This window comes from Sinomonas cyclohexanicum, from assembly GCF_020886775.1.
Taxonomy (GTDB): domain Bacteria; phylum Actinomycetota; class Actinomycetes; order Actinomycetales; family Micrococcaceae; genus Sinomonas; species Sinomonas cyclohexanicum.
Window position 1 is genome coordinate 80,298 of the sequence record NZ_AP024525.1, and the last position, 26,224, is coordinate 106,521.

Sequence of the window (26,224 nt, forward strand, 5' to 3'; positions counted from 1 at the left end):
TCATGCGTCATGGTCGACGACGTCGAACGAGGCCGGGTCGGCGATCGAGCCGTCGAAGCCTGTGAAGGCCGGGATCGGTCCGAGGTCGTGGCCGAACCGGTGCACGACCCAGGGCTGGTCCGCGAGGTCCTCGGTGTTCCGGGTGTCCTCGGGGACGGGGAGCGTCGGGATGCTTGCCCCGGGCCTGACCAGGACCGGCATGGCGTCGAGGGGGAAGGTGGCGGTGTGGAAGCCCGCCTCGTAGGCCGTTCCGGTGTGGAGGTCGGTCCATGTCCCCTTGGGGACATAGAAGGACCGGGATGCCGGTGCGGAGGAGTCGTCGAAGATCGGGATCACCAGGAGGTCGTCCCCGAGCATGAACTGCGAATCGATGCCCACGGCGGCCGGATCCTCGGGGAAGGAAAGGTGGAGCGGGCGCATCATCGGAAGGCCGTCCCTGACGGAGGCCGTGGCGGCCTGCCAGAGGTAGGGGAGGAGTCCGTAGCGGCGCCGGATCCACGTCCTTGCGATCTTGAGCGCCTCGGGGCTGAACGCCCAGGGCTCTCTCGGCCGTAGCCCGTGGGCGCGCATGAGGGGCGAGAACGCCCCGAACTGGGTCCACCGGACGTAGAGCCCGTCGGTGAGCTCCGGGCCGAAGAATCCGCCGATGTCGTGACTCCAGAACCCGGGTGCGCCGAGCGCGTAGGACAGGCCCCCGCGCAGAGTCGCCTGCATGCCGGCGACAGTCGATTCGGCGTCCCCTCCCCACTGGCCGGGATAGCGGTGCGACCCGGCCCATCCCGAACGGCCCCACACGAGCGGGGTTCGGCCGGTCGCCTCCGCGATGGCCTCGCTGGTGGCGCTGTTGTAGCGCAGGGGGTAGAGGTTGTGATGGTGGGCCGCGGGCGTGTCCTCGGCGAGGACGCCGTCTGCGGGGAACCCTTCGCCGAAGTCGGTCTTGAAGACGGCGACGCCGTCATCGAGGAAGGCCCGGTGCTGTTCCTTCCACCAGGTCCGGGCCTGTGGATTGGAGAAGTCGATGAGGGCTCTGGGCCGCCCATCGGGCGTGGGCGTGCCTCCAAGGTAGGCGGTGGCGCCGTGGAGGGTCTTGACGAAGAATCCCCGCTCCTGAAGTTCCGCGTACAGGGGGGACTTCGGGTCCACGTAGGGCAGTTCCCAGACCGAGAGCCGCTTGCCCTCGGCGGCTAGGTCGGCGACGAAGTCCTTCCTCTTCCCGAAGCGATCCTCGTTCCAGATGAAGTCGGTGTTGAGCCGGTCCACGACCAGCCAGTCGGGATCCAGGTGCAGCACGTCGCACGGGATGGAGTGGGCGTTCATGGACCGGGCGACCTCGAGCATTTCGCCGCTGCTGTGGTAGCGGCAGCGTCCCATCCAGTAGCCGAAGGCCCACAGGGGAGGTCGTTGGGAATGCCCCGTGAGGGCTGTGTAGTCGGCCAGGCGCTGGGCCGGCTCCGGGGAGACGAAGACGAAGAGGTCGAGCGCGTCGTCGTCGAGCTCGAGCGAGAGTACGCTGGGGCGTTCGTGGCCGACGTCGGCAGTGACCGTGGCACCGGTGTTGAGGAAGCCCGCATATCCGGCCGTCGAGTGCCAGACCGGTACGGGCTTGTACGCCATGCCGGTCCCGGTGCCGAGCGCGTCCTCGGATCGGAGTGTGAGCTTCTGGCCGTTCTTGACGAGTCTGCCGAACTGCTCGCCGAAGCCCAGGATGTCCTCCGAGGCTGCCAGTTCGAAGCTGACCGCCGTCTTGCCGTCGTGGTGCAGGGCTGGGGGCGCCATGGGGAAGCCCGCGACCTGGCGGAGCCGTTCGGCGGTTCGCAGGACGGTTCGGCCGTCACGGTCCTCGACGCGGAGGCTGAACGGGGAGCGGGCGACGACGACGGTGAACTCGTCGCCGGAGAGGCGGGCCTCCTGGCCGTTGAGGGCGGCCTCTGCAGGCACTGGTCCGTCAGCGGTGACGATCCCGAGCCAGCCTGGGCGCTCGTCGAAGACGCGGTGGCCCTCCGGCGCGAGCACGATCCGTGCGGTCCTGGGGCCGTGGGCCGTTACGCGGAGGCGCCACGGCGTGGGGGAGAGCTCGGGCCGCTGGAGTGAGGGGAGGTTCGGCATGCTCACCTCGATCCCCTGGGCCTCCAGGGTCTCGCCGGTGATCCAGCCCGGCATGGGGCTCAGCTCGATGGCAGGGAGCGCCGTCATGGCCAGGTCGAGGTGGCCGCCGTCGGTGGAGCCGCCTGAGGCGTGGCGGAGGATCACGGTGTCCGAGGGGCCCGTGGGATGGGACATAGTGGATCAGCCTTTCACAGCGCCCGCGGTCATGCCGGCTACGAAGAATCGCTGGAGGAATACGTAGGCCACGACGACGGGGATGGACGCGAGGATGACGCCCGCGAACAGCAGCGGGTAGTTGGTCTGGAACTCGCCCTGGAAGCTCAGCAGAGCCAAGGGCAGTGTGCGCTTGTCGGGCGATGAGATGAACAGGAGCGGGTACAGGAGGTCGTTCCAGTGCATGACGAAGAGGAAGATCCCGGTGGCCGCGATCGAGGGCATCGACAGTGGCACTGCGACCGCGTAGTAGGTCCGGAAGGGCCCGGAGCCGTCTACGGTGGCCGCCTCGAAGAGGTCTGAGGGCAGAGTCCTCATAAAGCCGCCGAGGATGAAGACGGCTACGGGGAGCGTGACGACGATGTTGATCAGGATCAGGCCGAGCCTGCTGTCCAGCAGGCCGAGCTGCTGGAAGAGGACGTACTGGGGGATCATGTTCGCCTGCGCCGGCACCGACATCCCCAGCACGATGAACCCGTAGATCGCCCAGCCCTTCCATCCTCGGATCCTGGCCACGCCGTAGGCCGCCAGCGAGGCTATGAAGAGGGTGAGCGTGACTGAGGTGAGTGTCACCATGGTGCTGTTCAGGAACGCGGCACCCAGATTCTGGCCCGTGAGCGTCTCGGCGTAGTTGTTCAGGCTCAGGCTGCCCGGCGGGGCGAAGGGATTGGCGAAGAGCTCCGGGGTGGTCTTGAAGGTGCCGAAGAGGACGACGAGGAGCGGAATGACGATCAGCAGGCCGTAGACGGCCAGCACTGCATTCTTGGAGAGCCTGGCGATCATGGCTCAGCCTTTCTGTACGAGTCGGAGGACCCTGCGCAGCGTGAAGGCCATGACTCCGATGAAGAGCATGAAGAGGATGGACTCCGCCGCCGCGTAGCCGAACTGCGAGTTGGCGAACGTCGTGTAGATGCGGGTCGACAGGATGTCCAGGCCCGACCCGGGCGGGTTGCCGCCCAGGCCGATGATCAGGTCGAAGGCCTTGAACGACTGGATAGTGGTGTACGCGACGACGATCGACGTGGCCGGGGCGATGAGGGGCCAGGTGATGAGCCGGAACTGCTTCCACTTTCCGGCACCGTCCACCTCAGCTGCCTCGTAGAGCTCAGCGGGGATGGCCTGGAGCCCTGCGATGAACACGACGATCATCTGCCCCGTGTGGGCCCAGGTCTGTGTCAGGGCCACCCAGAAGATCGCGCTGCCCGGGTCGCCGAGGAACGACGATCCCGGCAGGCCCACCGCATGGAGGCCCTGGTTGATCAGGCCGAAATTCGGGTCGTACATGAACTTCCACACGAAGGCCACCGAGACCGAGGAGAGGATGGTCGGGAAGAAGTACAGCGCCCGCAGGAAGGTGTTGACCTTCGTGTTCTTCACGAGGAAGACCGCCAGAAGCAGGGAGAGGACGGTCTGGGCGATGACGACGACCGCCATGAACTTCAGGTTGTTGGTCAGGGCGTTGCTGAAGAGCAGGTCGCCGGTGAAGGCCCGCACGAAGTTGGCGATGCCGAGGGTGCTGTAGTCCGCGCTGTACCCGTTCCAGTCGGTCACCGAGTACTGCACGGCCTGGAGGGAGGGGATCGCGAAGAACAAGGTGAACAGCACCAGCGCCGGGAGCGGGAAGAGGAACATCGCAAGCGGTGTCCTGGTCGCCCGCCTCCAGCGGCGCGCCGCGTCGAAGGGGCGGCGGCGACCGGGCCCTTGGGCGGTGCCGGGCCCAACGGTCCGGGGTCCTGCCGGGACGCGATTGCGCCGCAGTTGGAGGTTAATTGGTCTTGACACGCTGATCCACGACCTTCTGGGCGTCCGCCGCCGCCTGTGCCGGATCGGTCCCGCTCAGTACGCGGACCGCTGCTGCCTCGACCGCGTGCTCCATGTCCAGATCCGTGAACTGGTAGCGCGGCGCGAGGATCGTCTTCTTCTCTAGCCAGGGCTGGAGCCTCTTGAGGTCCGGGTTCGTGTACTGGATGCCCTTGACGGGGGAGAACTGGGCGGTGTCATTGGCATAGGTCCCGGCGTTCGCCGGTTCGCTGAGGAACTGGAGCCAGGCCAGGGCCGCGCCCTGGACCTTCGATGCCGAGTTGATTCCGAGGATGAAGGTGGCGTTGTAGGTGCCCTCGTACTTGGCCTTGCCCTTCGCTGCCGTGATGGGCGGGGCCAGGTCGATCGGGAATTTCGCGCCGAGCGCCCGCACGGCTGCGATGTGGTAGCTGCCGGTGGCCAAGATTGCGGCCTTGCCCGTGGCGAAGAGCTGCTCAGCGGGCTCTACGGCGGTACCGGCCGAGTTGGGCTGCACGAAGGGAGCGAGCTGCTGGTAGTACTTGAGCATCTGGACGAACCAGTCGTCCGTGCACTTGTACTGGCCGGACTGGATCTTGGCGCACATGTCGTCCGAGGGCGCGACGTTCATGATCATCGAGTTGAAGAGCTGACCTGCGTTGCCGGCGTCCGCCCCGGGGAAGGCGATCGGCGTGATCCCCTTTGACTTGATCGCCTCGAGCATGGAGAGGTAGGAGTCCCAGTCGGTGGGGATGGTGCTGATCCCGGCCGAGTCAAGAATGTCAGTGTTCGCGATCGGCATGGGGAGCACGATCTGGTACGGGTATCCGTACTGCTTGCCGTTCGCGGCCCCGCTGCTGATGAGGTTGGCGGTGTACTTCTCGGTCAGGCCGCTGCTGCTCAGGTCTGTGAAGAGGCCGGACGAGACGAAGCTGTCGAACTGGGAGCCGCGGAAGGCCGGTGCGACGTCGCCGATTGCCCCGGAGCGCATGCGCTGGAGGGCCTGGGCCTGGTAGTCCGTGGAGGTGGAGATGTCCTGAGCGACCTCGATGCCCGGGTTCGCCTGCTGGAACTGTGTGATCAGCTTGGCGAAGACGTCCTTGTCCTCCGCGCGCCAGTGGGCGAAGGAGACCTTGCCGGTCTTGTTGGCGGTGTTGAGCGAGCTGGCGGCAGCGGGTTTCGTGGATCCCGGGCCGGCGCAGGCCGCGAGCGATGCCGCGGTGCCGGTGACAGCGAAAAGCTGGAGCAGTCCGCGGCGGCTCATGGGGGTTGTCTTGAAGTCGGACATGGTTGGTGCAACTCCTTGTTTCTTCATCAATCGATGACGGGGATGCCCAGGGGGCCCGCTGCGGTTCTGGGCTGGGGGCGGAGGCGCGCGTCGGGCCGCGGCTTCACGCCTTCACGTGGGTGTCGACGACATCGCAGAGACGCTGGAGCCTGCGCACGGCGTGGGTGCGCAGGTCCTCTGCGATGTCGGGGCTGGCGATCGAGGAGGCCCAGACGGCGCGCCCGGCCAGGAATCCGGATGCACCCTCTTCGCAGGCCCAGGCGACGGCCTCCGGGAAGACGTCCTGGGGCACGCCGGAGGACAGCACGACCCAGGGTCCGTCGATGGTCCGGCTCAGCTGCCGGCAGTCCGCGCGCACCTCGTCCTCCGCGGCCTGCCCGCGGTGGGGGACCTCGGCCTTGTACAGGTCGGCCCCGAGGCGTCCGAGCTCCTTCGCTGCTGCCAGGACTCCCGCGTTCCAGTCCCACTCGCTCCCGTCGAGGGCCTTCCGGGACACCGGCTCGATGATGCTGACCAGCCCGGCGTTCCGGCAGAGGTCGATGAACTCTTCCGTCATGGCGATCCGCTCCGCCGCTCCGCCGTCCGGGCGGTAGAGGACCAGGAGCTTCATGGCCACCGCCCCGCTGGCCCGGAGCGCGGCGGGGTCGAGGGCGCGGTCGATGTTGACCGTGCCGACGACCTCGCCGTAGGCCGGCTCGAAGTGGTCCGCCGCCGCGATGAGGCCGCAGCCGGGGGCGACAACGCCCTGAGCGATGGCCTCCTCGAGCGCGAACTGGCGGTCGATCAGGACGGCGGACGCATGGGGGGTGAGGATGCGCGCGGCCTCAAGCTTGAAGTCCCGCACCTGCTCGTCGGTGACGTCGGTGTCCTGATGCTCGGCCATCATGTTGCGCAGCGCCTCACGCTGGTCCACGGCGAGCATGGCGAAGGCGCCCGAGGGCCGCCGGAGGTCGGCGAGCGTCGCTGGTGCCGTCGAGGGAGCGGGGGCGGAGTACTCAGAGGACAAGGTCTTCTCCTTGGATGGATGTGGCTGTCGAGTCCGCGACGTGGCGGATCGCCTCGTCGTGGTCGGGGATTCGGGACCTGCCGTCGATGCCGCGGCAGGAAAGGGACGCGACCGTGGTTGCGTAGGCGAGCACCTGGTCCAGGCCGCTCAGCTCCCCGCGTTCGGATCGGGCAAGGCCCGCGAGCAGGGCGCCGTGGAAGACATCGCCGGCCCCAAGAGTGCTGGCGATCTCGGCGGCGGGGGGAGTGGCGCGGACAAGGCTCTCCGAGCCTTCCTCGACGCCGAAGCTGCCTTCGCCGCCGCCGGTGGCCACGGCGATCCCGGCGCCGTCGGCCAGCGCGCGTCGGAGCAGCGCCAGGGTGTCGTTCGGGCCCCCCGGCGTTCCGTACCTCGCCTGGAGGGCCGGGATCGTGGGAGCGTACAGGGCCGTGCCCGGCTGCGTGTATCCAGGGATCGGGTTGCCGGCGTCGACCGAGAGCCGAGGCCGGTGCACCAGCTGGCCGAGGTGCCGGTGTACGGGCGCCCAGCCGAGCTGGTCGACATGGACCCAGTCCGCCGCGCCGATCAGGGACTGTGCGGTGGGGTTGGAAGCGAGATCGATCTCCGGGCCCGGGCGATTGACGATCGCTCGGGTCCTGTGTGGGCCATCGATGATGACCAGACTGCGCCCCGAGCGTTCCCCGGGGATCCGCGCGACGCCCGAGACGTCCACGCCTTCGGCTGCGAGCCCCTCGACGATCCGCTCGCCCTCCGCGTCATCGCCGACTGCGCTCACAATGGCGGCGTCCATTCCGAGCCGTGCTGCCGCGACGGCGGCGGTCGCGGCTGGGCCGCCACCGGCGAAGAGGACGTCCTGGGCGACGATCCGCTCGTCTGCCTCGGGGAACCTGTCAACGAGTGCAATGGCGTCTGCCGTTGCCACTCCTACGAAGACCAACAAGGGAATCCTCTCTCGGGCCGTGTCGACTATGACTTCCGTCACATGAAAGAATCTAAACATCGTTTGTTGGAAAGTCAACACCCTGAGGGCGGAACTGATAATATTGGGACAGACATCGGACGCCGAGGCGGTGGGAGATCGTCGTGGCGTCCCTTCCCGAGGGGGTAGCAGTGGCTGCTGGAGCCGAAGCAGGGGCGAGGGCCTCGAAGGAGAGCGCCCGCGAACGCCAGGACCAGATCCTGCGTCAGCTGCGCAGTTCGCCGTTCGTCTCGGTCTCCGAGCTCGTGCAGAACCTCGGCGTCTCCGACATGACCATCCGCCGTGACCTCAAGACCCTCTCCGCGCGGGGGGAGGTCAACGTCGTCCACGGTGGCGCGTCCCTCCCCTACGGGACGCCCGGCACGGTGGACTTCTCCCGCCGTGCCAAGAAGCTCTCCGAGGCCAAGCGCAAGATTGCCCAGGCCGCTCAGGCGTACATTCCCGAACGAGGGGTGATCGCAGTAGACGCCGGCACGACTGCCTTCGCGGTCATCCACGAGATGTCACCCGAGTTCCGGGGCACCGTGATCTCGCACTCGATCCCGGTCCTGCAGCACATGCTCTCCATGCCGAATGCGAGGGTGCTCGGCCTCGGGGGCGAGCTCCTCATCGAAAGCCAGGCCCTGGTCGGCCCTCGAGCCGTCGAGGGCCTCGCCGGCCTCAAGGCTGCCGTCCTGTTCCTGGGGGCCGCCGCCGTCGATGCCGACGGCGTGTATGTGGCCACTGATATGGAGCGACCGGTCAAGATGGCGCTGATCGACAGTGCCTCGCTCGTTGTCCTCGTCGCCGACCACGAGAAGTTCTCCGGGTCGGCTGCAGTCAGGCTCGTCGATTTCTCAGCCATCGACGTCGTGCTCACCGATGCGCCTCCGCGCCAGGACGTCAGTCTGCGGCTGAAGGCTGCGGGCACCGAGGTCGTAGTGTGCCGATGAAGCGATCACTGATGGCCCTCAGCTGACGCCTGCTGTCCGCGGGTAAGGGGCGGCCCGCGGCGGAGTCAAGCCCCCGGGTATGGTCCGGTTTACCTGCTCGCCGATCACGCCAGAGGTGCTTCAGGCATCGAGAGCCAGGAGAGCCCGGGCCGTAGCCTCGTCGAGGACGAGTTCGGTAGCGAGGCGCGCGTTGAGCGCCCCGCGCAGGGCACGGGCCTTCGAGGGGCCGGAGACGACGCAGAAGCGATGTTTGACGCTGCGGAGGAGCGCGTGGTCGGTCTCGCGGTCGCCCGTTCGTTGAGAGCGATCCCCTCCGAGCTTCCATCCTCTCGGAAGAAGACGGTTGCGACATCGCCCACGACCCGCTCCTCAGCGAGGGACCGGAGGTCGGTGGGGTCCAGGTAGCCCCCGGTGTAGACGTGGCTTGGGACGTCCGCGTCAAGAGCGCCTATTCCGAACACCGCGAGGGACATCCGGGCCTGGAGGGCGAGAACACGGCGTACGCTGCGCTCGCTCCACATGAGCCGCTTGGCCTCCGCGCGGTCGAAGAAGGCCGGGACGGGGAACTCCTCGACGGCGGCGTCATAGGCAGCCGCGAACCGTCGGATGATCTCGCTTGCGTAGCCGAGTCCCATGGTCTGGGTGTTGGCAGCGCCGTTGAGCTGGACGACGGTGCTGCTGTGGGTCGACTTTCGATTGAGGTAACGGCTCATCGCGGTGAGCGTGGAACCCCACGCGACCCCGATCACGGCCTCGGACTCGACGAACGGCGTGAGGGTGCGCGCAGCGTACATCGCGACTCTGTCGAGTGTCTCCGTCTCGTTGAGGTGTGAGGGGTGGGGGACCACGTTGACGCGGACGCGATAGCGGCGCGAGATGGCCGATTCGAGCTCGGCCGAGGATTCCAGGGGGTTCCGGATCTGGATCTGCACGAGCCCGGTCTCCCGGGCGAACGCGAGCAGCCGCGAGACTGTCGAGCGCGATGTCCTGAGTTCCCGCGCGATGGCATCCATCGTGAGGTCTTGCAGGTAGTAGAGCTGCGCCGCAAGCAGCGCATCGCGCTGCTTGGGCGAAATGGGCGTTTGTGCGGATCCCCCGTCGCCGAGGAGCTCGGAATCCGGGCCGGACATGGGCATGCACGCCATTCTTGCACATTTGTGCATAGTTCTTGAATATCCTCTCAGGCCGGTCAAACAATGGTGCGAGATCCCCGGCCCGCCCAAGGAGGAAACCTGTGGCTTCCAAGCCGTACGCCACCGTCCCTGCTCACCCCGCGCCCTCACGGGCTGCCGTCTCCCGGCTCCGCGCGCGTCCTCGCGCGCAGGTGCTCATTATCGGTGGGGGCATCAACGGCGTCGGGACGTTCCGCGAGCTGGCCCTGCAAGGCGTCGATGTCGCCCTCGTCGAGGGCGGAGACTACTGCCAAGGGGCATCGGGGGCGTCCTCCCACATGATCCACGGTGGGATCAGATACCTCGAGAACGGCGAGTTCCGCCTCGTGCGAGAATCGGTTGCCGAGCGGAACCGGCTCTTGCGGATCGCACCGCACTACGTGAAGCCGCTGCAGACCACCATCCCGATCTTCAGCACGTTCTCCGGCATGCTCAACGCGCCGCTGCGATTCCTGACCCATCGTTCCGGCCGGCCGGGGGAACGGGGTGCCGTGCTGATCAAGATCGGCCTGTCCTTGTACGATGCCTTCTCCCGGCGGGGCGGCTCTGTGCCCCGCCATCGGTTCGTGGGACGGAAGGGTGCTCAGGCCGAGCTGCCCCAGCTGCGCCACGACGTGAAGTACGCGGCGACCTACTTCGATGCGTCGGTGCACAACCCCGAACGGCTCACGCTCGACGTCCTCCGCGACGGCCTCGAGGCGTCGCCCGGGGCGCGGGCCGTCAACTACGTGCGGGCGGTCGGAACGAACGACGGCGCCGTCCGGCTGCGCGACGAGCTCACCGGAGGCGAGTTCGACTTCGCTGCGGACGTTGTCGTCAACGCAACGGGCGCGTGGACCGACCTCACGAACGGCGCGCTCGGCGCCCGTACCAGGTTCATGGGCGGGACCAAGGGCTCGCACATCGTCCTCGACGCCCCCGAGCTGCTAGCGGCGACCCGGGGGCGCGAGATCTTCTTCGAGCACAGTGACGGGCGCATCGTCCTCATCTACCCGGTGGGGGACAGGGTCCTGGTCGGCACGACCGACATGGACGCCGGCGACGACCTGACGCCCACCTGCACCGATGCCGAGGTCCAGTACTTCTTCGACCTCATCCGCCATGTCTTCCCCGACGTCCCCGTGCGGCGCGAACAGATCGTCTACACGTTCTCCGGAGTGCGCCCGCTGCCGCGCCACGAGGACACCGCGCCCGGCTTCGTCTCCCGCGACTACCGCATCGAGCGGCAGGCGGACGGCGCTTCCGGGCCAGTCCGGCTGAGCCTCGTCGGCGGGAAGTGGACAACGTTCAGGGCGGTTTCGGAGCACCTGTCCGACGAAGTCCTCCGCGAACTCGGGGCGAGCCGGCGGACGAGCACTGCCGAGCTCGCGATAGGCGGCGGGGCCGGGTATCCATCGGAGGAGGGCGAGCTCGGCCAGTGGCTCGACGCTCTCGTCGGGGACGGCATCGATCCCACGAGGGCTCGAGTGCTCTTCGAGCGGTACGGGACTCGCTCGTCAGAGGTCGCCGCCTTCCTCCGCGCTGGGGACGACAACGTCCTCGGGGGCACGGGTGAGTTGAGCGAACGCGAACTGGCCTACATGGCCGAGCACGAGCAGGTTGGGCATGTGGCCGACGTGCTGATCCGCCGCACGTCCCTCGCCTTCCGCGGCCTGGTCACGGCCGAACTCGTCCAGGCGGTGGCCGACGCCCTCGCACCCCACCTGGGGTGGGACGGTGAGCGCATCACGGAGGAGGTCCGCCATGCCGTCAACACCCTTGTGGAGGGACACGGTCTGGCGGCCGATTCGCTCGTCGGTTGATCCCCGGGTCGGCATTTCATGAGATGGAGGAACCAGATTGGCTGAGCAGGCGGGCGCGGCGCGGTACGTCATGGCAATCGACCAAGGCACGACGAGCACACGGGCCATCGTGTTCGACCACGGCGGTGCGATCGTCTCCTCCGGCCAGCTCGAGCACGAGCAGATCTTCCCGCAGGCCGGCTGGGTCGAGCACGACCCGAGGGAGATCTGGGACAACACACGCGAGGTGATCGGCCAGGCGCTCGCCAAGGCGAACCTGACGCGGCACGATATCGCCGCCGTCGGGATCACCAACCAGCGCGAGACCACGGTCGTGTGGGACAGGACGACAGGCGAGCCCGTCTGCAACGCGATCGTCTGGCAGGACACCCGGACACAGCCCATCGTCGACGAGCTTGCAGCGGAGGGCGGCGTCGACCGCTTCAAAGACAAGGTCGGCCTCCCGCTTGCCACCTACTTCTCGGGGACGAAGATCAAGTGGATCCTCGACAATGTCGACGGCGCACGCGTGAAGGCGGAGGCGGGCACGTTGCTCTTCGGCAACACCGACGCCTGGCTCCTCTGGAACCTCACCGGCGGAGTCGACGGCGGCATCCATGCGACGGACGTGACGAACGCGTCGCGCACGCTCTTCATGGATCTCGAGAGCCTCGCCTGGGACCAGGAGATCCTCGACGCGTTCGGCGTTCCGGCCACGATGCTGCCGGAGATCAGGTCCTCCTCAGAGGTGTACGGCACCGTCCACAGCTCGCAGCTCCTGCGCGAGGTCCCCGTGGCCGGCATCCTGGGAGACCAGCAGGCGGCCACGTTTGGGCAGGCGGCCTTCGCGGCGGGCGAGGCGAAGAACACGTACGGAACGGGCTGCTTCGTCATCGTCAACACGGGGGAGGAGATCGTCCGCTCGCGGAACGGGCTCCTCACGACCGTGGGATACAGGCTCGGCGACGCGGAGCCCCACTACGCGCTCGAGGGATCCATCGCGGTGACCGGTTCGCTCATCCAGTGGCTTCGCGACAACCTCGGACTCATCACGTCGGCACCGGAGGTCGAGGACCTCGCCCGCTCCGTCAAGGACAATGGCGGCGTCTACATCGTGCCGGCCTTCTCCGGCCTGTTCGCGCCCCATTGGCGCTCCGACGCCCGCGGGGCGATCGTCGGCCTCACGCGGTACGCGAATCGAGGCCACATCGCGCGGGCCGCGCTCGAGGCGACGGCGTTTCAGACCCGTGAAGTCCTCGATGCGGTCAACGCCGATTCCGGCGTTCCGCTGACAGAGCTCAAGGTCGACGGCGGCATGGTCGCCAACGACGCGCTCATGCAGTTCCAGGCGGACATCCTCGGCGTCGATGTCATCCGCCCGAAGGTCATCGAGACCACCGCCCTTGGCGCGGCCTACGCCGCGGGTCTCGCCGTCGGCTTCTGGAACGACCTCGGCGAGCTCGCGGCGAACTGGGGCGAGGACAAGCGCTGGAGCCCCCGCCTCGACGGCGCCGAGCGGGAGCGGCAGATGCGGCTGTGGAAGAAGGCCGTGACGAAGTCGATGGACTGGATCGACTCCGACACAGTGACCGCCTGATCTGCCTCCCGGCCGGGGGCTCGAGCGCTCGCTCAGACGATCGCCGCGCGGAGCTCGCGGGCGGCCTCGGCCGGGTCAGCGGCGCCGTAGATCGAGCCGCCGGCCACGGCGACGTCCGCCCCCGAGCGCTGGACCGAGGAGATCGTGGACGCGTTCACTCCACCGGCCACCGCGAACGGGACGCGCGCGAGCTCCCCGGCAGTCAGCAGGACGCTGAGGTCGTAGCCGGGCTTTGCCTGCTCGTCGAGGCCCGCGTGGAACTCGACGTACTTCGCGCCGAGCTGGCGGGCCTCCTTGGCGCGGGCCACCTTGTCCTCGACCCCGATGAGGTCCACGACGACGCCCTTGTTGTGCGCTCGGGCGGCCTTGACGGCGCCGGCGATGGTGGAGTCGTCCGCGCTGCCGAGCACCGAGACGAGGTCGGCGCCGGCGGCGAAGGCCAGCTCGGCCTCGAGCTCGCCGGCGTCCATCGTCTTGAGATCCGCGAAGACGACCTTGTCCGGGTGGGCCTTCTTGACGGCCGTGACGGCGGAGAGGCCGGCGTTCTTCACGAGCGGGGTGCCGAGCTCGATGATGTCGACGTGCTCGGCGACCTGCTGTGCCAGCGTGAGGGCCTCGTCGACGGTGAGGACGTCCATGGCGACCTGGAGCTTCATGGTGGTGTTTCCTTCGAGTAAGTAGTGGGATGGGTTGGTGGTCCTGCGGGGGCTATTCGAGGTTGGCGTGCCGAAGCCAGAGCTCCTCGGCGGCAGAGCCATCCGCCATCCACAGGCTCTGGAAGACCGCCTCGGCGGCGAGGAACAGCGTCTGCTCGAAGAGGCTGCCCGAGTACTGCCGGGACACCTCCCCGCCGTGGTCGGTCTTCTGCGCCGCGGGGATCACGACGACGGCGTCCGCCCGTGCGGCCAGCGGGGACGATGGGGCCGTCGTGTAGGCGGCGATCCGCGCGCCGACGGCCGCTGCGGTGCTCTTGCTCTTCACAACCCCGGCCGTCCGGCCCGAGCCCGAGGCCGCGACCAGGAGGTCCCCTGAACCAATGGCGGGCGTGGTCACCTCGCCGACGACGTGCACGTCGAGGCCGAGGTGCATGAGGCGCATCGCGGCCATCCGCAGGACGAGCCCGCTGCGGCCCGCGCCGACGACGAAGACCCGCCGCGCTTCCCGGACCATCCGGGCGACGGCGGCGAGCTCGCCCCGCTCGAGCGCGCCGGCGGCGGCAGAGACCTCCGCCTGGATGAGGCCAAGGCTCTCGTCGACGTCCTCGGCTTCGGTGCGGTGCCGCGGAGACGCGGTCTCAAGGGTCATGCGATGCTCCTCTGGTGACGTGCTGCGGGGTGATGCCTCCAGCATGCCGCCATCCCATTGGGTGGGTCAGCTGCCCGTCCAGGCGGAAGCAACTGCCCAAACGGGCAGGCAGTTAGGAGGTAGGTCGCCTACACTGGGGCGATGCCCGAACTCCACGGAGCCGTCACCGCCGAGACCCTCACGCTGCTCGACGCCGCTGGGGAGCTCGCCGAGGCGCCCCTGACGCAGATCGCCGCGAAGCTCCGCCGATTCCTGGCCCCCTACGTCCGCTGCTCGGCGCTCGTGATCTTCACCGAGGACTGCACGGGGCGCCCCCAGAAGAAGGACGGCGCCGAGGAGATCATCTCCAGGGTCTCCCTCGACGAACTCGAGCACGTCAGGGCATCCCTCGAGGGCCTCGAGCCTGCCTGGACGGCCGGCGAGGTCGGTGGGCGGACGCGCCCCCTCCTGGCCCTGCGGTCCCTGACCGGGGCCCTCCTCGTCCTGACCGACCCCGCGCCCGTGGCGCGGTCACGGACGGAGGTGGGGCCCGTCGTCGTGCGTCTGTGGCACCTCGCGGCGGTGCGGATCAGGGACAAGGTGGCGGAAGCGCCGGCCTCCTACCTGCGGGAGTCGCGGGCGGCGTCCGCGGAGCGTGCGCGGATCACCGCCGAGCTCACTGACCTGCACTCGACCAGCCTCGAGACGATCCTGACGGCCCTGCGCTCTCCGGGCCAGTCCGACGCGGCCGCGCGCGCCTCCGCGACCGAGCTCGCAGCCGCCGCGCTCGTGCGGCTGCGCGGCTCGGCGGACCGCACCGCCGCGCTCCTGGACGAGCCGGTGGCGAAGGCGTTCGAGCGGCTGCGCACCGACCTCCGGCCGCTCGAGCGTTTCGGCGGGGTCGACGTCCAGTTCGTCGAGCCGCCGGCGGACGGGCGTGCCCTTCCGGGCGAGGTCGCGCACGCGGCGCGGGCGATCGTGCGATCGCTGGTCCTCGCGATGGTGGAGCAGGACAGCGTCCACCGCATCCGCGTCCAGTGGGACTGTGACGGCACCAACCTGCTCGTGAACATCCGCGACGACGGCAAGGGCCAGCTCTCCCTCGCCGAGGACGGCGTGCGGAGGATCGAGGAGCGCGTCCAGGCGCTTGACGGCCGGCTCCGCATGGAGGTCATGGCGGGCTGGGGTGCCGACGTGTCCGTCGCCCTGCCCCTCGACGTCCAGCGGACCGCCGCCCGCGAGCACACCGAGTGGGGCCTGGCCGCGCGCGAGGAGGAGGTCCTGCAGCTCCTCGGCACCGGCATGCCGAACCGTGGGATCGCCGCCGAGCTGCACATCAGCGAGAACACCGTGAAGTTCCACCTGCGCAACGTGTTCCGCAAGCTCGGGGTGTCCTCGCGGGCGCAGGCGATCGCTCTCCTCGGCGAGGTGCAGACGGCTACGTGAGCGCGGCCGGACGCCGCGCGGCCGATCCAGCTCGACACACGCGTCCCCGCAACACCCACGCTGCTATCCACATAGGGACCTTGGCCGGGTGCGGACGCACGACGCCGGTGCGTAGGCTGGCGCTGTAGGCCCGCCGCGGGCCGCACGCAACGAGGGGGAACGGTGGGGGCACAGGGATGAAGTGGCTTTCGCGACTGCTCATGGCGGCCATCGTGGGCGCAGCGGTGCTCACGTCGATGCTCGGCGGCCTGAACCCGCCGGCCGCCCTCGCCGACCCGCCCACCTCGGTGGTGGTCGAGGACACGGCGGGGGCCTCTACCGGCCTCAGTTGGATTCGGCACTCGCGAAGATCTCGTTCTACGTGCCGACCAAGGTCGTCATCTTCACCCGTGCCGGCAAGGCCGGCGACAACCTCAACGAGGCCGTGCTGCAGTTCGCCAGGGCGAACCACCCGGAGTGGATCAGCGCCGACGGGCAGAAGTGGGCCGATGGCCTGTTCATCTTCGCCCTCGACACGACCGGCAGGCAGGTCGGGACGTACTTCGGTGAGGACCGCAAGGTGGGCCTCGACGAGCAGAGGGCCATCCAGGACGACACGAAGGACCTGTTCCGCGCTGCCCAGTGGACCGACGGGACGATCGCCGGGGTGAAGTCCGCCGCGTCCCGCATCGCGCGGCCGTGGTACCTGTCCCCCGGCGCACTCATCGGCGCCGGTGCCGTGGGGCTCGTGGGACTCGGGGGAGCCGGCACGTGGATCGGTATCCGAGCATGGCGGCGCAAGAAGTTCGACGAGGCCATGAAGTCCGGCGACTCCTCGTACTCCTCCGTGACCCTCAAACTCGAGGAGACGGAGCTCAACGCGTCCACCATCCCCGAGTCCTCTTCCTACGGCGGACTCGTCCTCGAGAAGTGGCACAGCTTCAGGGCACAGCACCGCGAGGCGACCCAGCTGAGGGACCGGCTCGAGCCCATGGGCCCTCGGGAACGGTCCCGCAGGTCCAGCCTCAAGGAGGCCAGACAGTACGAGGAGATCGCACAGACCCTCGACGGGCTCGACGACGCCATCGCGGACACCAACTCGATCCTCAACCTCGACTCCCGCTGGCGGACTGCATGGCGCAACCAGACGGACGATCTCATCGAGCAGCTCGACGGCATCGATGGCATGCTCGCCCAGGAGCGCACCGAGGGCACTCCCGAGACCGCCCAGGCGCTCCGGGCGGGGGCGGGGCTCTCCCGTGCCCAGATCGAGCGCCTCGGGGCCGGACTCGAGGACCGCAGCGTCACACCGGAGGGCGCCCTGGACGGGCTCAGGGCCGAGAGGGAGAAGCTCGGCGAACTCCTCGACCGGCACGCGGTCGCGGTCATCGACGAGCATGCGAAGAACCAGAAGGAACGGGACCTCATGCGGAAGAAGCTTGACGCATCGACCTCGTCATGGCGCTCAAGCCATCGGACCCGGGGCAGCATCCTCGATGTGGCGTACCCACAGCTGCCCGTGATCAGCATCGTGAGCTTCAACAGCGGCATCTCGGCGGGCTACTCGGCGGTCGACTCCGCCCGCTCGTCATCCAGCACGGGATACGGCGGGAGCGGGGGGAGCTTCTCCGGCTCGGGCAGCTCATCGGGCTTCTGACCCCGGCCCGCAGGACACGCCGCCGCGCCCGGGGGAGGGGCAGCAGTCCGCGCCGATGCCCGTTGCCCGGGACTACGCCCCCTGGAACCTGAGGATCCTCGCGATGGCCTCCTCGACCGCGGCCTGCCCCGCGGCGAAGGAGAGACGCACCGCGCGGCCGCCGTGCACGGCATCGAAGTCGGTGCCCGGCACGAGCGCCACGCCCTCGGACTCCAGCAGCTGGCGGGCGTACTCGCGCGAGTCCCCGAACCGGGCGAGTTGGTCCCCGAGCTCTGCGTACAGGTAGAACGCTCCGTCGGCAGGGGCGGCCGGGCCCCACCCGAGGGAGGGGAGGAAATCGAGGAGGGTCTGCCGCGTGCGGGCGTAGCCGGCGACCCACGCGTCGGCCTGCGCATACGACTCCGGCGAGAACGCCTCGACTGCGGCGAGCTGCGACGGCGCGGGCGGGCACAGTGCCACGTTGCCCGCCAGGGCATCGACGGCGCCCACGAGCTCGTCCGGCAGGAGCGCCCACCCGAGCCGCCAGCCCGTCATGCCCCAGTACTTCGAGAAGCTGGAGATGACGATCGCCTCCCGGGCGGATTCCCCGGCCAGCTCCCACGCGCACACCCCGCGCGGGCTCCGCTCGTCGGCGCCGGCGGCCCCGGGGTACGTGATGCCGTGGTAGATCTCATCGCTCACGAGCCGCGCCCCGTTCGCCGCGCACCAGTCCGCGATCGCCGTCAGCTCGTCCCGGCTGACCATCGTCCCCGTCGGATTGGCGGGCGAGGCGAGCACCACACCGGCGAGCGGCCCGCGCTCGGAGGCGGCGGCGTCGAGCATCGCGGGGGTGGGCTGGTAGCGGGTGTCGGGCCCGGCGTCGAGCTCGACGACCTCGCACCCGAGCGCCGTGAGGATGTTCCGATATGCCGGGTAGCCGGGGCGGGCCAGGGCCACGCGGTCACCGGCCTCGAATGAGGCGAGGAACGAGAGCACGAACGCCCCCGACGATCCTGTGGTCACGGCGACATGGCCAGGATCGACGTCGAGCCCGTACCAGCGGCGGTAGTGGCCCGCGATCGCCGTGCGCAGCTCGGCAGTGCCGAGGGCCGGCGTGTACGTGAGTGCCCGCCCGGACGCGTGGATCTCCGCGGCGCGCGCCGAGACGGCCGCCGGCGCGCCGCCCGAGGGCTCGCCGGCGCACAGGCTCACGACGTCGCGGCCCTGCGCCCGGAGCGCATCGACCCGGGCGAGGATGTCCATGACCGCGAACGGCGGCACCTGGGAGCGGGACGAGGGCGCGAGGCGGCGTGGGCTCATAGGCCCCAGCTTGTCACAGCGGTGCGCCCCGCGGCAGGCGGAAGGGAGGCAGGCGGAAGGGCCGCACGCGCGAGGGAAGCAGGCCAGGCTCGGGCCGCGGACTAGGCGAGGCTGAGGAACATCTTCTCGAGCTCGGCCACATCGCCGCCGCGCTCGGGGTTCGTCAGGCACTGCTGCAGGTTGGTGGCGATGATGCTGAAGCCAGCCCGGTCCACGGCACTCGAGACGGCCGAGAGCTGTGTGATGATCGACTTGCAGTCCTGCCCTTCCTCGAGCATCCGGACCACGGCGTTGAGCTGGCCCTGAGCGCGCTTGAGGCGGTTGACGGCGGACTTCATGGACTCGGGTTCAACGTTCATGGCGTCTTCTTTCTGTGCACGGGGTGTCCCGAGGGAACATTCCATTGTACCCCTCTGGGTATTTTGACATACCCCCAGGGGTATTGCACACTTAAGAGGCGTTCAGAACCGACAGACCCCGGAGGAGCCACACATGATCGAGGCCACGACCGCTCAGACCGCCGCCGCCGGCGAGACCGCCCAGGTGATCGACGTCCGCGAGGACTTCGAGGTAGCCGAGGGCATGGTCCCCGGCGCGCGTCATATCCCCATGGGACAGATCCCCAGCCGCCTCGACGAGCTTGACAAGGCCCGCCCCGTTTACGTCGTGTGCCGCTCCGGCAACCGCAGCGGCCGGGTCGCGGAGGCCCTCGGGTCGCTCGGCTTCGAGGTCTACAGCATGGCTGGCGGCATGATGCAGTGGCACGACGAAGGCCGCCCGGTCGTGAGCCCGGCCTGATCGGGCCCCCGGGCAATTGGCCGGCCCGGGGCATGGTTTTCCCCGTTACCGTTGGGTAAACTAGTGAAACCCCGCGGGGTATCGAGCCATGGTGGGGTCCCCCCTTCCCACCATGGCCCGATACTCGGCGGGGTTTCGTGTGCCGTCGGGGAAGCCTCGGGGTAGCGTGGGCGCTATGCAGCAGGTTGCACTCGTCACCGGCGCGTCGAGCGGGATCGGCGAGGCCACCGTCCGCGCCCTCCTCGGCGTGGGCTACACCGTCTATGCCGCAGCGCGGCGCGTGGAGCGGATGGAGGCCCTTGCGCACGACGGCGCGCGCCTCCTCGCGCTCGACGTCACGGACGACCCGTCGCTCACCGACGGTGTTCGGAAGGTCCTGGCCGAGGCCGGCAGGATCGACGTGCTCGTCAACAACGCGGGCTACGGCTCGTATGGCTCCCTCGAGGAGGTGCCGCTGGAGGAGGGCAGGCGGCAGTTCGAGGTCAACGTGTTCGGCCTCGCCCGCCTCACCCAGCTCGTGCTGCCCGGGATGAGGGAGCGCCGCTCGGGGACCATCGTCAACGTCTCCTCGATGGGCGGGCAGTTCTACGAGCCGCTCGGCTCCTGGTACCACGCCACGAAGTTCGCGGTCGAGGGCCTCTCCGACTCCCTGCGGATCGAGCTGCGGCCCTTCGGGGTGCGCGTCATCGTGATCCAGCCGGGGTCCATCAGGACCGAGTGGAGCGGGATTGCGCGGGAGGGGCTCCTCGCGACCTCCGGAAGCGGGCCGTATGCGAAGAATGCCCGGCGCGTGGCGGGCGTCATGAAGATGGCGGACAGGCGCGGAATGGGCTCCTCGCCCGATGTGGTCGCGAGGGCGATCGTCGAGGCGGTCCGGTCGCCCAGGCCCGCGCCACGATACCGGGCCGGCGCGGGTGCGAAGCCGCTGCTGGCCCTGCGCAAGGTCCTGCCGGACCGGGCCTACGACCTACTCGTCCGGGCCATATATCGCCACTAGCGCATATGAATGTATTCCGAATCGCACATGAAGGGGCGCGGCATGGACGAGCTTGACGGCCAGTACGCGGAGGTGGAGGGACGCGGCGCGGTGACGTTCATCCGGTCCTATCCGGTGAGCGCGGAGCAGGCCTGGGCGGCCGTGAGCACACCGGAGGGGCTCGACGGGTGGTTCCCGTCCGCCGTCGCCCTCGATCACGAGGCGGAGACGGTCACGTTCAGCGGGGATCCGAACGCTGGCGCGGAAGCGCCAGCGAGCACCGGCCGGATCGTCGCCTGGGAGCCGCCGCGCCGGTGGGCCTTCGAGTGGGGCGGCGACCTCATGGAGTTCCTCGTGGAAGGCTCGGACACCGAGGTGGAGCTGACGCTTCGGAACTGGCTCGCGGACAATTCGTCGGCCGCCCGCAACGCCGCCGGCTGGCACGTGTGCCTCGGCGAGCTCGCCAAGAAGCTCGGGGGCGTGGTCCCCGCAGGACCGCATGCGGCTCCCGGCCCGGACGGGCCGCTGGACTGGGGTGCCCTGTACGAGGGGTACGTCGAGGCCGGATTGCCGAGCGGCGCCCCGATCCCCGGCCGAGACGCCTGAGGCGGCGCTCCCGGGGCGGTCAGTTGTCCCGGGACGCCTGGGTGACCACTACGGCTTCTTCGCCCTGCCCTTGCCCTTGGTCGGCTCGGGGGCCGGCGTGGGAGTCAGGTCCTCGGTCGGCGTCGGCTCGGCCGTTGGGGCCGGGGCCGGGCGGGCAGCCGATTCGAGGGTCTGGAGATCCGAGCGCACTGCCGCGATGGCGTCGAGGATCTGCGACGACCGTTCGGCGCTGATCTTCCCGCTCCCCGACGCGGCCTTCGCCTCCCGCTCCAGGGAGTCGAGCTGGGCCATGCCCTCTCCGTAGCGGCCGGACGCGGCATCGGTGCGGAGCTGCTGCGCGGACGTGGCCAGGCGCGAGGAGACATCCGGGCTCACCGCCGACTGCGCGGGGGCACACCCGGCCACGAGCGTCGCGGCGAGCCCCAGGACGGCGACGGTCCGGAGACGACGGGCGGTCACGGCCGCACACTCCTCTCGAGCTGGTCCAGATCCGCACCGAGCTGGCCGGACACCGACGGGGAGCCCGGCAGCGGCGGCAGGTCCGGCGGCGGAGCCGGGGCGGCCGCCCGGAGCGCGAGCGGCACGATCACCAGGAGCGCCGAGACGACGAGCACGGCGACGGCCGCCCAGACCAGGCCACGGCGTGGCGCCCGTGTGCCCGGGGCGCGCCTTCCGTTGCGCGGTCGCGTCGGCGACGCCGCACCGTCGGCGACCTCGGGAGGCTCCGGCGCCAGCTCGGGCACAAGGCCCTCGGGCTGCCAAGCGCGCGTGTGGGGAGGGCCCTGCACCGCGCCCAGCGCGCTCGTCCGTGCCAGATGGGGTGTCTGTCGGGTCTGCGGTGCGGCCGCGGATGCGGGCATGACCTGTGTCGCCGAGCCCGTCGCGCCCCTGGGGGCGAGGGCCCGGGTGGGCACGGCGTCCCCGGCGGCGACCTCGCCGCGCAGGACGCGCGCCACCTCGGCGGCGTCCGGCCGGTCGGCGGCGTCCTGCGCCGTCATGCGCGTCAGGAGCGTGACCCAGAAGTCTCCGAGGGCGGCCGGGATCTGGGGGGAACGCATGAGGCGCGCCACGGCGGCCTCGACGGCGCCCCCCGTGAACTCCATGGACCCCTTGAGGGCCTCGAGAAGCACGAGGCCGAGCGAGTAGATGTCCGAGGCGGGGCCGACCATCTCGCCGCGCGCCTGCTCGGGGCTCAGGTAGTTCGCGGTGCCGATCGTCGTGTTGGTCTGGGTGAGCCTCGAGGCGTCGGTGAGGCGGGCGATCCCGAAGTCAGTGAGCTTCGCGGGCCCCTGGCGCCCGGACACCGCGTCGGCGACGAGGATGTTGGCCGGCTTGATGTCCCGGTGCACGAACCCGAGCGCATGGACGTACGCGAGGGCCGCGGCGAGCTCGCCGCCCAGCCGCCGGACGTCGTCGGGCGCGAGCGGACCGCCCATGAGCCGGTGCCGCAGGTCCGTTCCGACGACGAACTCCATGACGAGGTAGACAACCTGGGCCGTCCCGTCCGCCTGAGTGTCGGTGCCGGCGTCATAGAGCCGCACGAGGCCCGGGTGGTCGAGGCGCGCGAGGACCCGCATCTCGCTGCGGCGGCGCTCCTCATGGCGGGGATCCGGGGCGTGGGCGCGGAACGTCTTCACCGCCACATCGCGCCCGAGGACCTCGTCGTGGGCCCGGTGCACGGTGGCCATCGCGCCGCTTCCGGCGAGTTCCAGGAGGCGGTACCTGCCGCCGAGGAGGACAGGCTCCAACTCGGTGTCGCTCTCGGCCACGTCCCGCCTTCCCTCGCCCGCGGTCACACCCGGTCAAGCCTAGTGGACCCGGAGGGCAGCGGGCGCCGGCATCCACATGATGGAAGGTCCGGCGGCGCGACCTGCTGCGCGCCGCCGGACCTTCTGGTAACCCGGGACTCCTAGCCGTGGATGACCTGGGGCTGGCCGAGGGCCTTGAGGCCTTCGACGCCGAACTCGAGGCCATACCCGGACTGCTTGGCGCCGCCGAAGGGGGCCATGGGGTTCACGGCCCCGTGGTTGTTGATCCAGACGGTGCCGGACTCGAGGCGGTTGGCGACCTCCCGGGCGGCGGCCGGGTCCGCGGACCAGACGGAGGCGCCGAGGCCGACCTCGACGCCGTTGGCCATCTCCACGGCCTCGTCGATGGTGGAGTACCTGACGATGGGCAGGGCGGGGCCGAACTGCTCGCTCGCCACGAGCGGATTGGCGTTGTCGATGTCCGCCACGAGGGTGGTGGGGTAGAAGTGGCCCGGGTCGTCCTCGTCGGGGTCGCCGCCCAGGAGGACGCGGGCCCCGGCGTCCTTCGCGGCCTGGACCAGGGAGGCGACGATCTCGTACTGGGCCCTGTTCTGCAGGGGGCCGAGCACGTTGGCCTCGTCCAGGCCCACGCCCATGGGGACGTCCTTGGCGTAGGCGGTGAGGGCGGCGCAGACGGCGTCGTAGATGTCCTCGTGGACGTAGAGGCGCTTGAGGGCCGCGCAGGTCTGCCCGGTGTTGATGAACGCGCCCCAGAACAGGCCCTCGGCGATCGCGGCCGGGTCCGCGTCGGGCAGGACGATGCCGGCGTCGTTGCCGCCGAGCTCGAGGGTCAGGCGCTTCACGGTGTCCGCGGAGGAGCGGATGATCGCCTTGCCCGTGGCGGTGGAGCCGGTGAACATGACCTTGGCGATTCCCGGGTGGGAGGACAGGCCCGCGCCGACCTCGCGGCCGCCGGAGACCACCTGCAGCACCCCGTCCGGGAGGGCCTCGTTGAGGACCCGCACGAGCGCGAGCACGGACAGCGGGGTGTACTCGGAGGGCTTGACCACCACGGTGTTGCCCATCCGCAGGGCCGGGGCGACCTGCCAGACGGTGATCATCATCGGCCAGTTCCACGGCCCGATCGCCCCGACGACCCCGAGCGGCCGGTACTGCAGGACGGCCTTGGACCCGTCGGCCTCGACGACCGTCTCGGGCTCGAGCACGGTCGCGGCGGTTGCACGCAGCCACGCCGCGCAGGCGCCGACCTCGAACCGGGCATTCGGGCCGTTCAGCGGCTTGCCCTGCTCGCGGGAGAGCAGCCGGGCCAGCTCCTCGGCGTGAGCCTCCACCGCGTCCGCAGCGGCCAGGAGGGCCTGCGAGCGGGCCTCGTGGCCCAGCCCGGCCCAGCCCGGCTGGGCGGCCTTCGCCGTCGCGACCGCGGCCTCGAGGTCCGCCACCGTGTGCTCAGGGGCGGTGCCCACGGTCTCGCCCGTGGCCGGGTCCAGGATCTCCCGCCCGGGGGCCCCCTCGGCGGGGGCAATCGCAGCCAGAAGGGAATCGGCCAGCAGTGAATCAGTGGTCTGCAGAGTCTCCATGGGTGTCCTCCTCGTCGAGTCCAAGGTGTCCCTCCCAGCATCGGCCGCGGCGCGCCGTCGTGCTTGACCGCGGGTGCCGGGGACTTGTCGGAGAACGCACAGTTCGACCGGGCACATCGGCCCTAACGCGCTCGGAGGCACGCGCCTACGCTCGGTCTCGTGAACGGAGTGCCGGCCATCCAGGTCCGCGATCTGGTCAAGGCGTTCGGCGAGGTGACCGCCGTCGACCATCTGAGCTTCGACGTTGCGCACGGCGAGGTGTTCGCGTTCCTCGGGCCCAACGGCGCCGGGAAGTCGACCGCAATCAACGTCCTGTGCACCCTCGCTGCGCCCACCGCCGGCTCGGCGAGCGTGGCGGGGTTCGATGTGGTCCGCAGCGCGCAGCAGGTCCGGGCGCACATCGGCCTCGTGTTCCAGGAGACGACCCTCGACAAGCAGCTCACGGCCGAGGAGAACCTGCGCTTCCATGCCGTGCTCTACGGCGTGCCGCGGTCCGAGCGCACGCTCCGGATTGAGCACGTCCTCGAGCTCGTGGGGCTCGGGAGCCGCCGCAAGGACCTCGTCGCGACCTTCTCGGGCGGGATGGCGAGGCGGCTCGAGATCGCGCGGGCCATGCTGCACACGCCGGCAGTGCTGTTCCTCGACGAGCCGACCATCGGCCTCGACCCGCAGACGCGCACCGTCATGTGGGAGGACATCCTCGCGCTGCGCCGGGACGAGGGCGTCACGGTCTTCATGACGACGCACTACATGGATGAGGCCGAGGTGGCCGATCGGATCGGGATCATCGACCACGGCCGCCTCATCGCCTTGGGCACCCCCGAGGAACTCAAGGCCGCGGCCGGGGCCGAGAGCATCATCTTGCGCACCGCGGACGACGGCGCCGCCCGGCTCGCGCTCGAGGCCGCTGGCTACCGCTGCGGCTCGGTCGGGGCGGGGGTGTCTGTCGAGACGGCCGATGCGGCGACCGAGCTGCCCGCCGTGATCGCGCTGCTGGGAGGAAGCGTGCTGTCCGCGCAGGTCCACGAGCCGTCGCTCGACGACATGTTCCTGCACTACACGGGCCGGCAGATCCGCGATCAGGCAGAGCAGCCGCAGGGCTTCCCGCCCGCGTGGCGGAGCAGGAGGTAGCCGTGCAGGCACGCGGCGCGGTGTCCGCGGGCACCGTCGGCATGGTCTGGCAGCGCGAGCTCATCCGCTACGCGCGCACTCCCTCGCGGATCTTCACCGGTCTGGCCCAACCGCTGCTGTTCCTCTTCGTGCTCGGGTACGGCATGGGCGGCCTCGTCGGGTCCACCGGGGGCCTGGACTTCCGCAAGTTCGTCTTCCCCGGCATCGTCGCGATGAGCGTGGTCTCCACGTCCATCTTCAGCGCCATCTCGATCGTCTGGGACCGCGAGTTCGGGTTCCTGCGCGAGATGCTCGTGGCCCCAGTGCCGCGCTGGGCGCTCGTGGTGGGCAAGACCGCGGGCGGGGCGACCGTGGCGACCGGGCAGGGGACCATCATGCTGGTCCTCGCTCCACTCGTCGGGGTGACGCTCACCGCCCTGACGGTCGCCGAAGTGATCGCCCTCGAGTTCCTCATGGCCGTCTCGCTCACGGCGTTCGGTGTCTTCGTCGCGAGCCGGATCAGCAGGATGGAGGGGTTCCAGATGGTCATGCAGCTCGTGCTGCTGCCCATGATCTTCCTCTCCGGCGCGCTGTTCCCGCTCGCGGGCCTTCCGTGGTGGCTTGACGTCCTCACCCGCCTCAATCCGCTGACCTACGCGGTGGCCCCGCTGCGCTCCGTGGTCTTCGCGGCCCAGCAGCTTCCCGCGGCCGCGCTGGCACGCTTCCCGAGCGACGTGACGATCCTCGGCTGGACCCTGTCGATCTGGACCGAGGTCGGCATCACGGTCGTGTTCGCTGGAATCTTCGTTGCCCTCGCCGTGCGGGGGTTCGGCCGGCGGACGTAGGGACCCATCGGCCCGCCGCCTCGTC

General features: G+C 69.8%; 23 protein-coding genes and 1 pseudogene. 10 read left to right on the top strand and 14 right to left on the bottom strand.

The window, feature by feature from the left end; all coding sequences use genetic code 11:
- The 6 genes from SCMU_RS00395 to SCMU_RS00420 form a co-directional block, all read right to left on the bottom strand.
- The gene (locus SCMU_RS00395) at positions 1-2,280 is read right to left on the bottom strand and encodes a glycoside hydrolase family 31 protein (protein WP_229231002.1); all 2,280 of its coding nucleotides are present in this window, start codon (positions 2,278-2,280) and stop codon (positions 1-3) included.
- A gap of 6 nt (positions 2,281-2,286) precedes the next feature.
- Entirely contained in the window at positions 2,287-3,102 is an 816-nt protein-coding gene (locus SCMU_RS00400; protein ID WP_229231003.1) for a carbohydrate ABC transporter permease, read from the bottom strand.
- Positions 3,103-3,105: 3 nt separating this feature from the next.
- The gene (locus SCMU_RS00405; protein ID WP_229231004.1) at positions 3,106-3,951 is read right to left on the bottom strand and encodes a carbohydrate ABC transporter permease; all 846 of its coding nucleotides are present in this window, start codon (positions 3,949-3,951) and stop codon (positions 3,106-3,108) included.
- A gap of 133 nt (positions 3,952-4,084) precedes the next feature.
- The gene (locus SCMU_RS00410; protein WP_229231005.1) at positions 4,085-5,386 is read right to left on the bottom strand and encodes an ABC transporter substrate-binding protein; all 1,302 of its coding nucleotides are present in this window, start codon (positions 5,384-5,386) and stop codon (positions 4,085-4,087) included.
- A 103-nt stretch (positions 5,387-5,489) separates the two neighbouring features.
- On the bottom strand, positions 5,490-6,392 hold the full coding sequence (locus SCMU_RS00415) for a hypothetical protein (RefSeq protein WP_229231006.1): 903 nt from the start codon (positions 6,390-6,392) through the stop codon (positions 5,490-5,492).
- Positions 6,382-7,329 (bottom strand): carbohydrate kinase family protein, encoded by a 948-nt coding sequence (locus tag SCMU_RS00420; protein WP_229231007.1) that lies wholly within the window; start codon positions 7,327-7,329, stop codon positions 6,382-6,384. Before SCMU_RS00420 ends, SCMU_RS00415 begins: the two co-directional genes overlap by 11 nt.
- Before the next feature lie 173 nt (positions 7,330-7,502).
- Here SCMU_RS00420 and SCMU_RS00425 point away from each other — a divergent pair, with 173 nt between their 5' ends.
- Positions 7,503-8,303: a DeoR/GlpR family DNA-binding transcription regulator gene (locus SCMU_RS00425; protein WP_229231008.1), complete on the top strand. Its 801-nt coding sequence runs from the start codon at positions 7,503-7,505 to the stop codon at positions 8,301-8,303.
- A gap of 120 nt (positions 8,304-8,423) precedes the next feature.
- Here the strand turns inward: SCMU_RS00425 and SCMU_RS00435 are convergent.
- Positions 8,424-9,316 (bottom strand): annotated as a pseudogene (locus tag SCMU_RS00435) (sugar-binding transcriptional regulator).
- Between the two features lie 221 nt (positions 9,317-9,537).
- Between SCMU_RS00435 and SCMU_RS00440 the strand changes: the two are divergent.
- On the top strand, positions 9,538-11,277 hold the full coding sequence (locus tag SCMU_RS00440) for a glycerol-3-phosphate dehydrogenase/oxidase (RefSeq protein ID WP_229231009.1): 1,740 nt from the start codon (positions 9,538-9,540) through the stop codon (positions 11,275-11,277).
- Between the two features lie 70 nt (positions 11,278-11,347).
- Positions 11,348-12,853, top strand: a complete 1,506-nt coding sequence (gene glpK, locus SCMU_RS00445; RefSeq protein WP_229233109.1) for a glycerol kinase GlpK — start codon at positions 11,348-11,350, stop codon at positions 12,851-12,853.
- A gap of 32 nt (positions 12,854-12,885) precedes the next feature.
- On the opposite strand, the gene hxlA is transcribed toward glpK, so the two are convergent.
- On the bottom strand, positions 12,886-13,509 hold the full coding sequence (hxlA, locus tag SCMU_RS00450; protein ID WP_229231010.1) for a 3-hexulose-6-phosphate synthase: 624 nt from the start codon (positions 13,507-13,509) through the stop codon (positions 12,886-12,888).
- 52 nt (positions 13,510-13,561) lie between these two features.
- Entirely contained in the window at positions 13,562-14,158 is a 597-nt protein-coding gene (gene hxlB / locus SCMU_RS00455) for a 6-phospho-3-hexuloisomerase (RefSeq protein WP_229231011.1), read from the bottom strand.
- 141 nt (positions 14,159-14,299) lie between these two features.
- On the opposite strand from hxlB, the gene SCMU_RS00460 reads away from it, so the two are divergent.
- Positions 14,300-15,583, top strand: a complete 1,284-nt coding sequence (locus tag SCMU_RS00460) for a LuxR C-terminal-related transcriptional regulator (protein WP_229231012.1) — start codon at positions 14,300-14,302, stop codon at positions 15,581-15,583.
- Between the two features lie 181 nt (positions 15,584-15,764).
- Positions 15,765-17,219: a DUF5129 domain-containing protein gene (locus tag SCMU_RS00465; protein ID WP_274602906.1), complete on the top strand. Its 1,455-nt coding sequence runs from the start codon at positions 15,765-15,767 to the stop codon at positions 17,217-17,219.
- Positions 17,220-17,291: 72 nt separating this feature from the next.
- Here SCMU_RS00465 and SCMU_RS00470 read toward each other — a convergent pair whose 3' ends face one another.
- Together SCMU_RS00470 and SCMU_RS00475 are read right to left on the bottom strand one after the other, a co-directional pair.
- Complete coding sequence (locus tag SCMU_RS00470; protein WP_229231014.1) at positions 17,292-18,518, bottom strand: aminotransferase class I/II-fold pyridoxal phosphate-dependent enzyme; 1,227 nt, start codon at positions 18,516-18,518, stop codon at positions 17,292-17,294.
- 101 nt (positions 18,519-18,619) lie between these two features.
- A complete protein-coding gene (locus SCMU_RS00475; RefSeq protein WP_229231015.1) occupies positions 18,620-18,877 on the bottom strand; it encodes a metal-sensitive transcriptional regulator in 258 nt (85 codons plus the stop codon).
- A gap of 133 nt (positions 18,878-19,010) precedes the next feature.
- On the opposite strand from SCMU_RS00475, the gene SCMU_RS00480 reads away from it, so the two are divergent.
- From SCMU_RS00480 to SCMU_RS00490, 3 genes are all read left to right on the top strand, one after another.
- Positions 19,011-19,316: a rhodanese-like domain-containing protein gene (locus SCMU_RS00480; RefSeq protein WP_229231016.1), complete on the top strand. Its 306-nt coding sequence runs from the start codon at positions 19,011-19,013 to the stop codon at positions 19,314-19,316.
- A gap of 175 nt (positions 19,317-19,491) precedes the next feature.
- Positions 19,492-20,313 carry an oxidoreductase gene (locus SCMU_RS00485; RefSeq protein WP_229231017.1) on the top strand — a complete coding sequence of 274 codons (822 nt, stop codon included), beginning with the start codon at positions 19,492-19,494 and terminating at the stop codon, positions 20,311-20,313.
- 42 nt (positions 20,314-20,355) lie between these two features.
- Positions 20,356-20,898 carry an SRPBCC domain-containing protein gene (locus SCMU_RS00490; RefSeq protein WP_229231018.1) on the top strand — a complete coding sequence of 181 codons (543 nt, stop codon included), beginning with the start codon at positions 20,356-20,358 and terminating at the stop codon, positions 20,896-20,898.
- A gap of 48 nt (positions 20,899-20,946) precedes the next feature.
- Here the strand turns inward: SCMU_RS00490 and SCMU_RS00495 are convergent, their stop codons facing one another.
- From SCMU_RS00495 to SCMU_RS00505, 3 genes are all read right to left on the bottom strand, one after another.
- Positions 20,947-21,357, bottom strand: coding sequence for a hypothetical protein (locus tag SCMU_RS00495; RefSeq protein ID WP_229231019.1), 411 nt, complete (start codon positions 21,355-21,357; stop codon positions 20,947-20,949).
- Positions 21,354-22,667: a serine/threonine-protein kinase gene (locus tag SCMU_RS00500; protein ID WP_229231020.1), complete on the bottom strand. Its 1,314-nt coding sequence runs from the start codon at positions 22,665-22,667 to the stop codon at positions 21,354-21,356. The genes SCMU_RS00495 and SCMU_RS00500 overlap by 4 nt, the downstream gene beginning before the upstream one ends.
- Before the next feature lie 140 nt (positions 22,668-22,807).
- The gene (locus SCMU_RS00505) at positions 22,808-24,244 is read right to left on the bottom strand and encodes an aldehyde dehydrogenase family protein (protein WP_229231021.1); all 1,437 of its coding nucleotides are present in this window, start codon (positions 24,242-24,244) and stop codon (positions 22,808-22,810) included.
- 159 nt (positions 24,245-24,403) lie between these two features.
- Between SCMU_RS00505 and SCMU_RS00510 the strand changes: the two genes are divergently transcribed.
- Both SCMU_RS00510 and SCMU_RS00515 read left to right on the top strand, forming a co-directional pair.
- On the top strand, positions 24,404-25,375 hold the full coding sequence (locus SCMU_RS00510) for an ATP-binding cassette domain-containing protein (RefSeq protein WP_229231022.1): 972 nt from the start codon (positions 24,404-24,406) through the stop codon (positions 25,373-25,375).
- 2 nt (positions 25,376-25,377) lie between these two features.
- Complete coding sequence (locus tag SCMU_RS00515) at positions 25,378-26,199, top strand: ABC transporter permease (protein ID WP_229231023.1); 822 nt, start codon at positions 25,378-25,380, stop codon at positions 26,197-26,199.
- Positions 26,200-26,224: the final 25 nt, after the last annotated feature.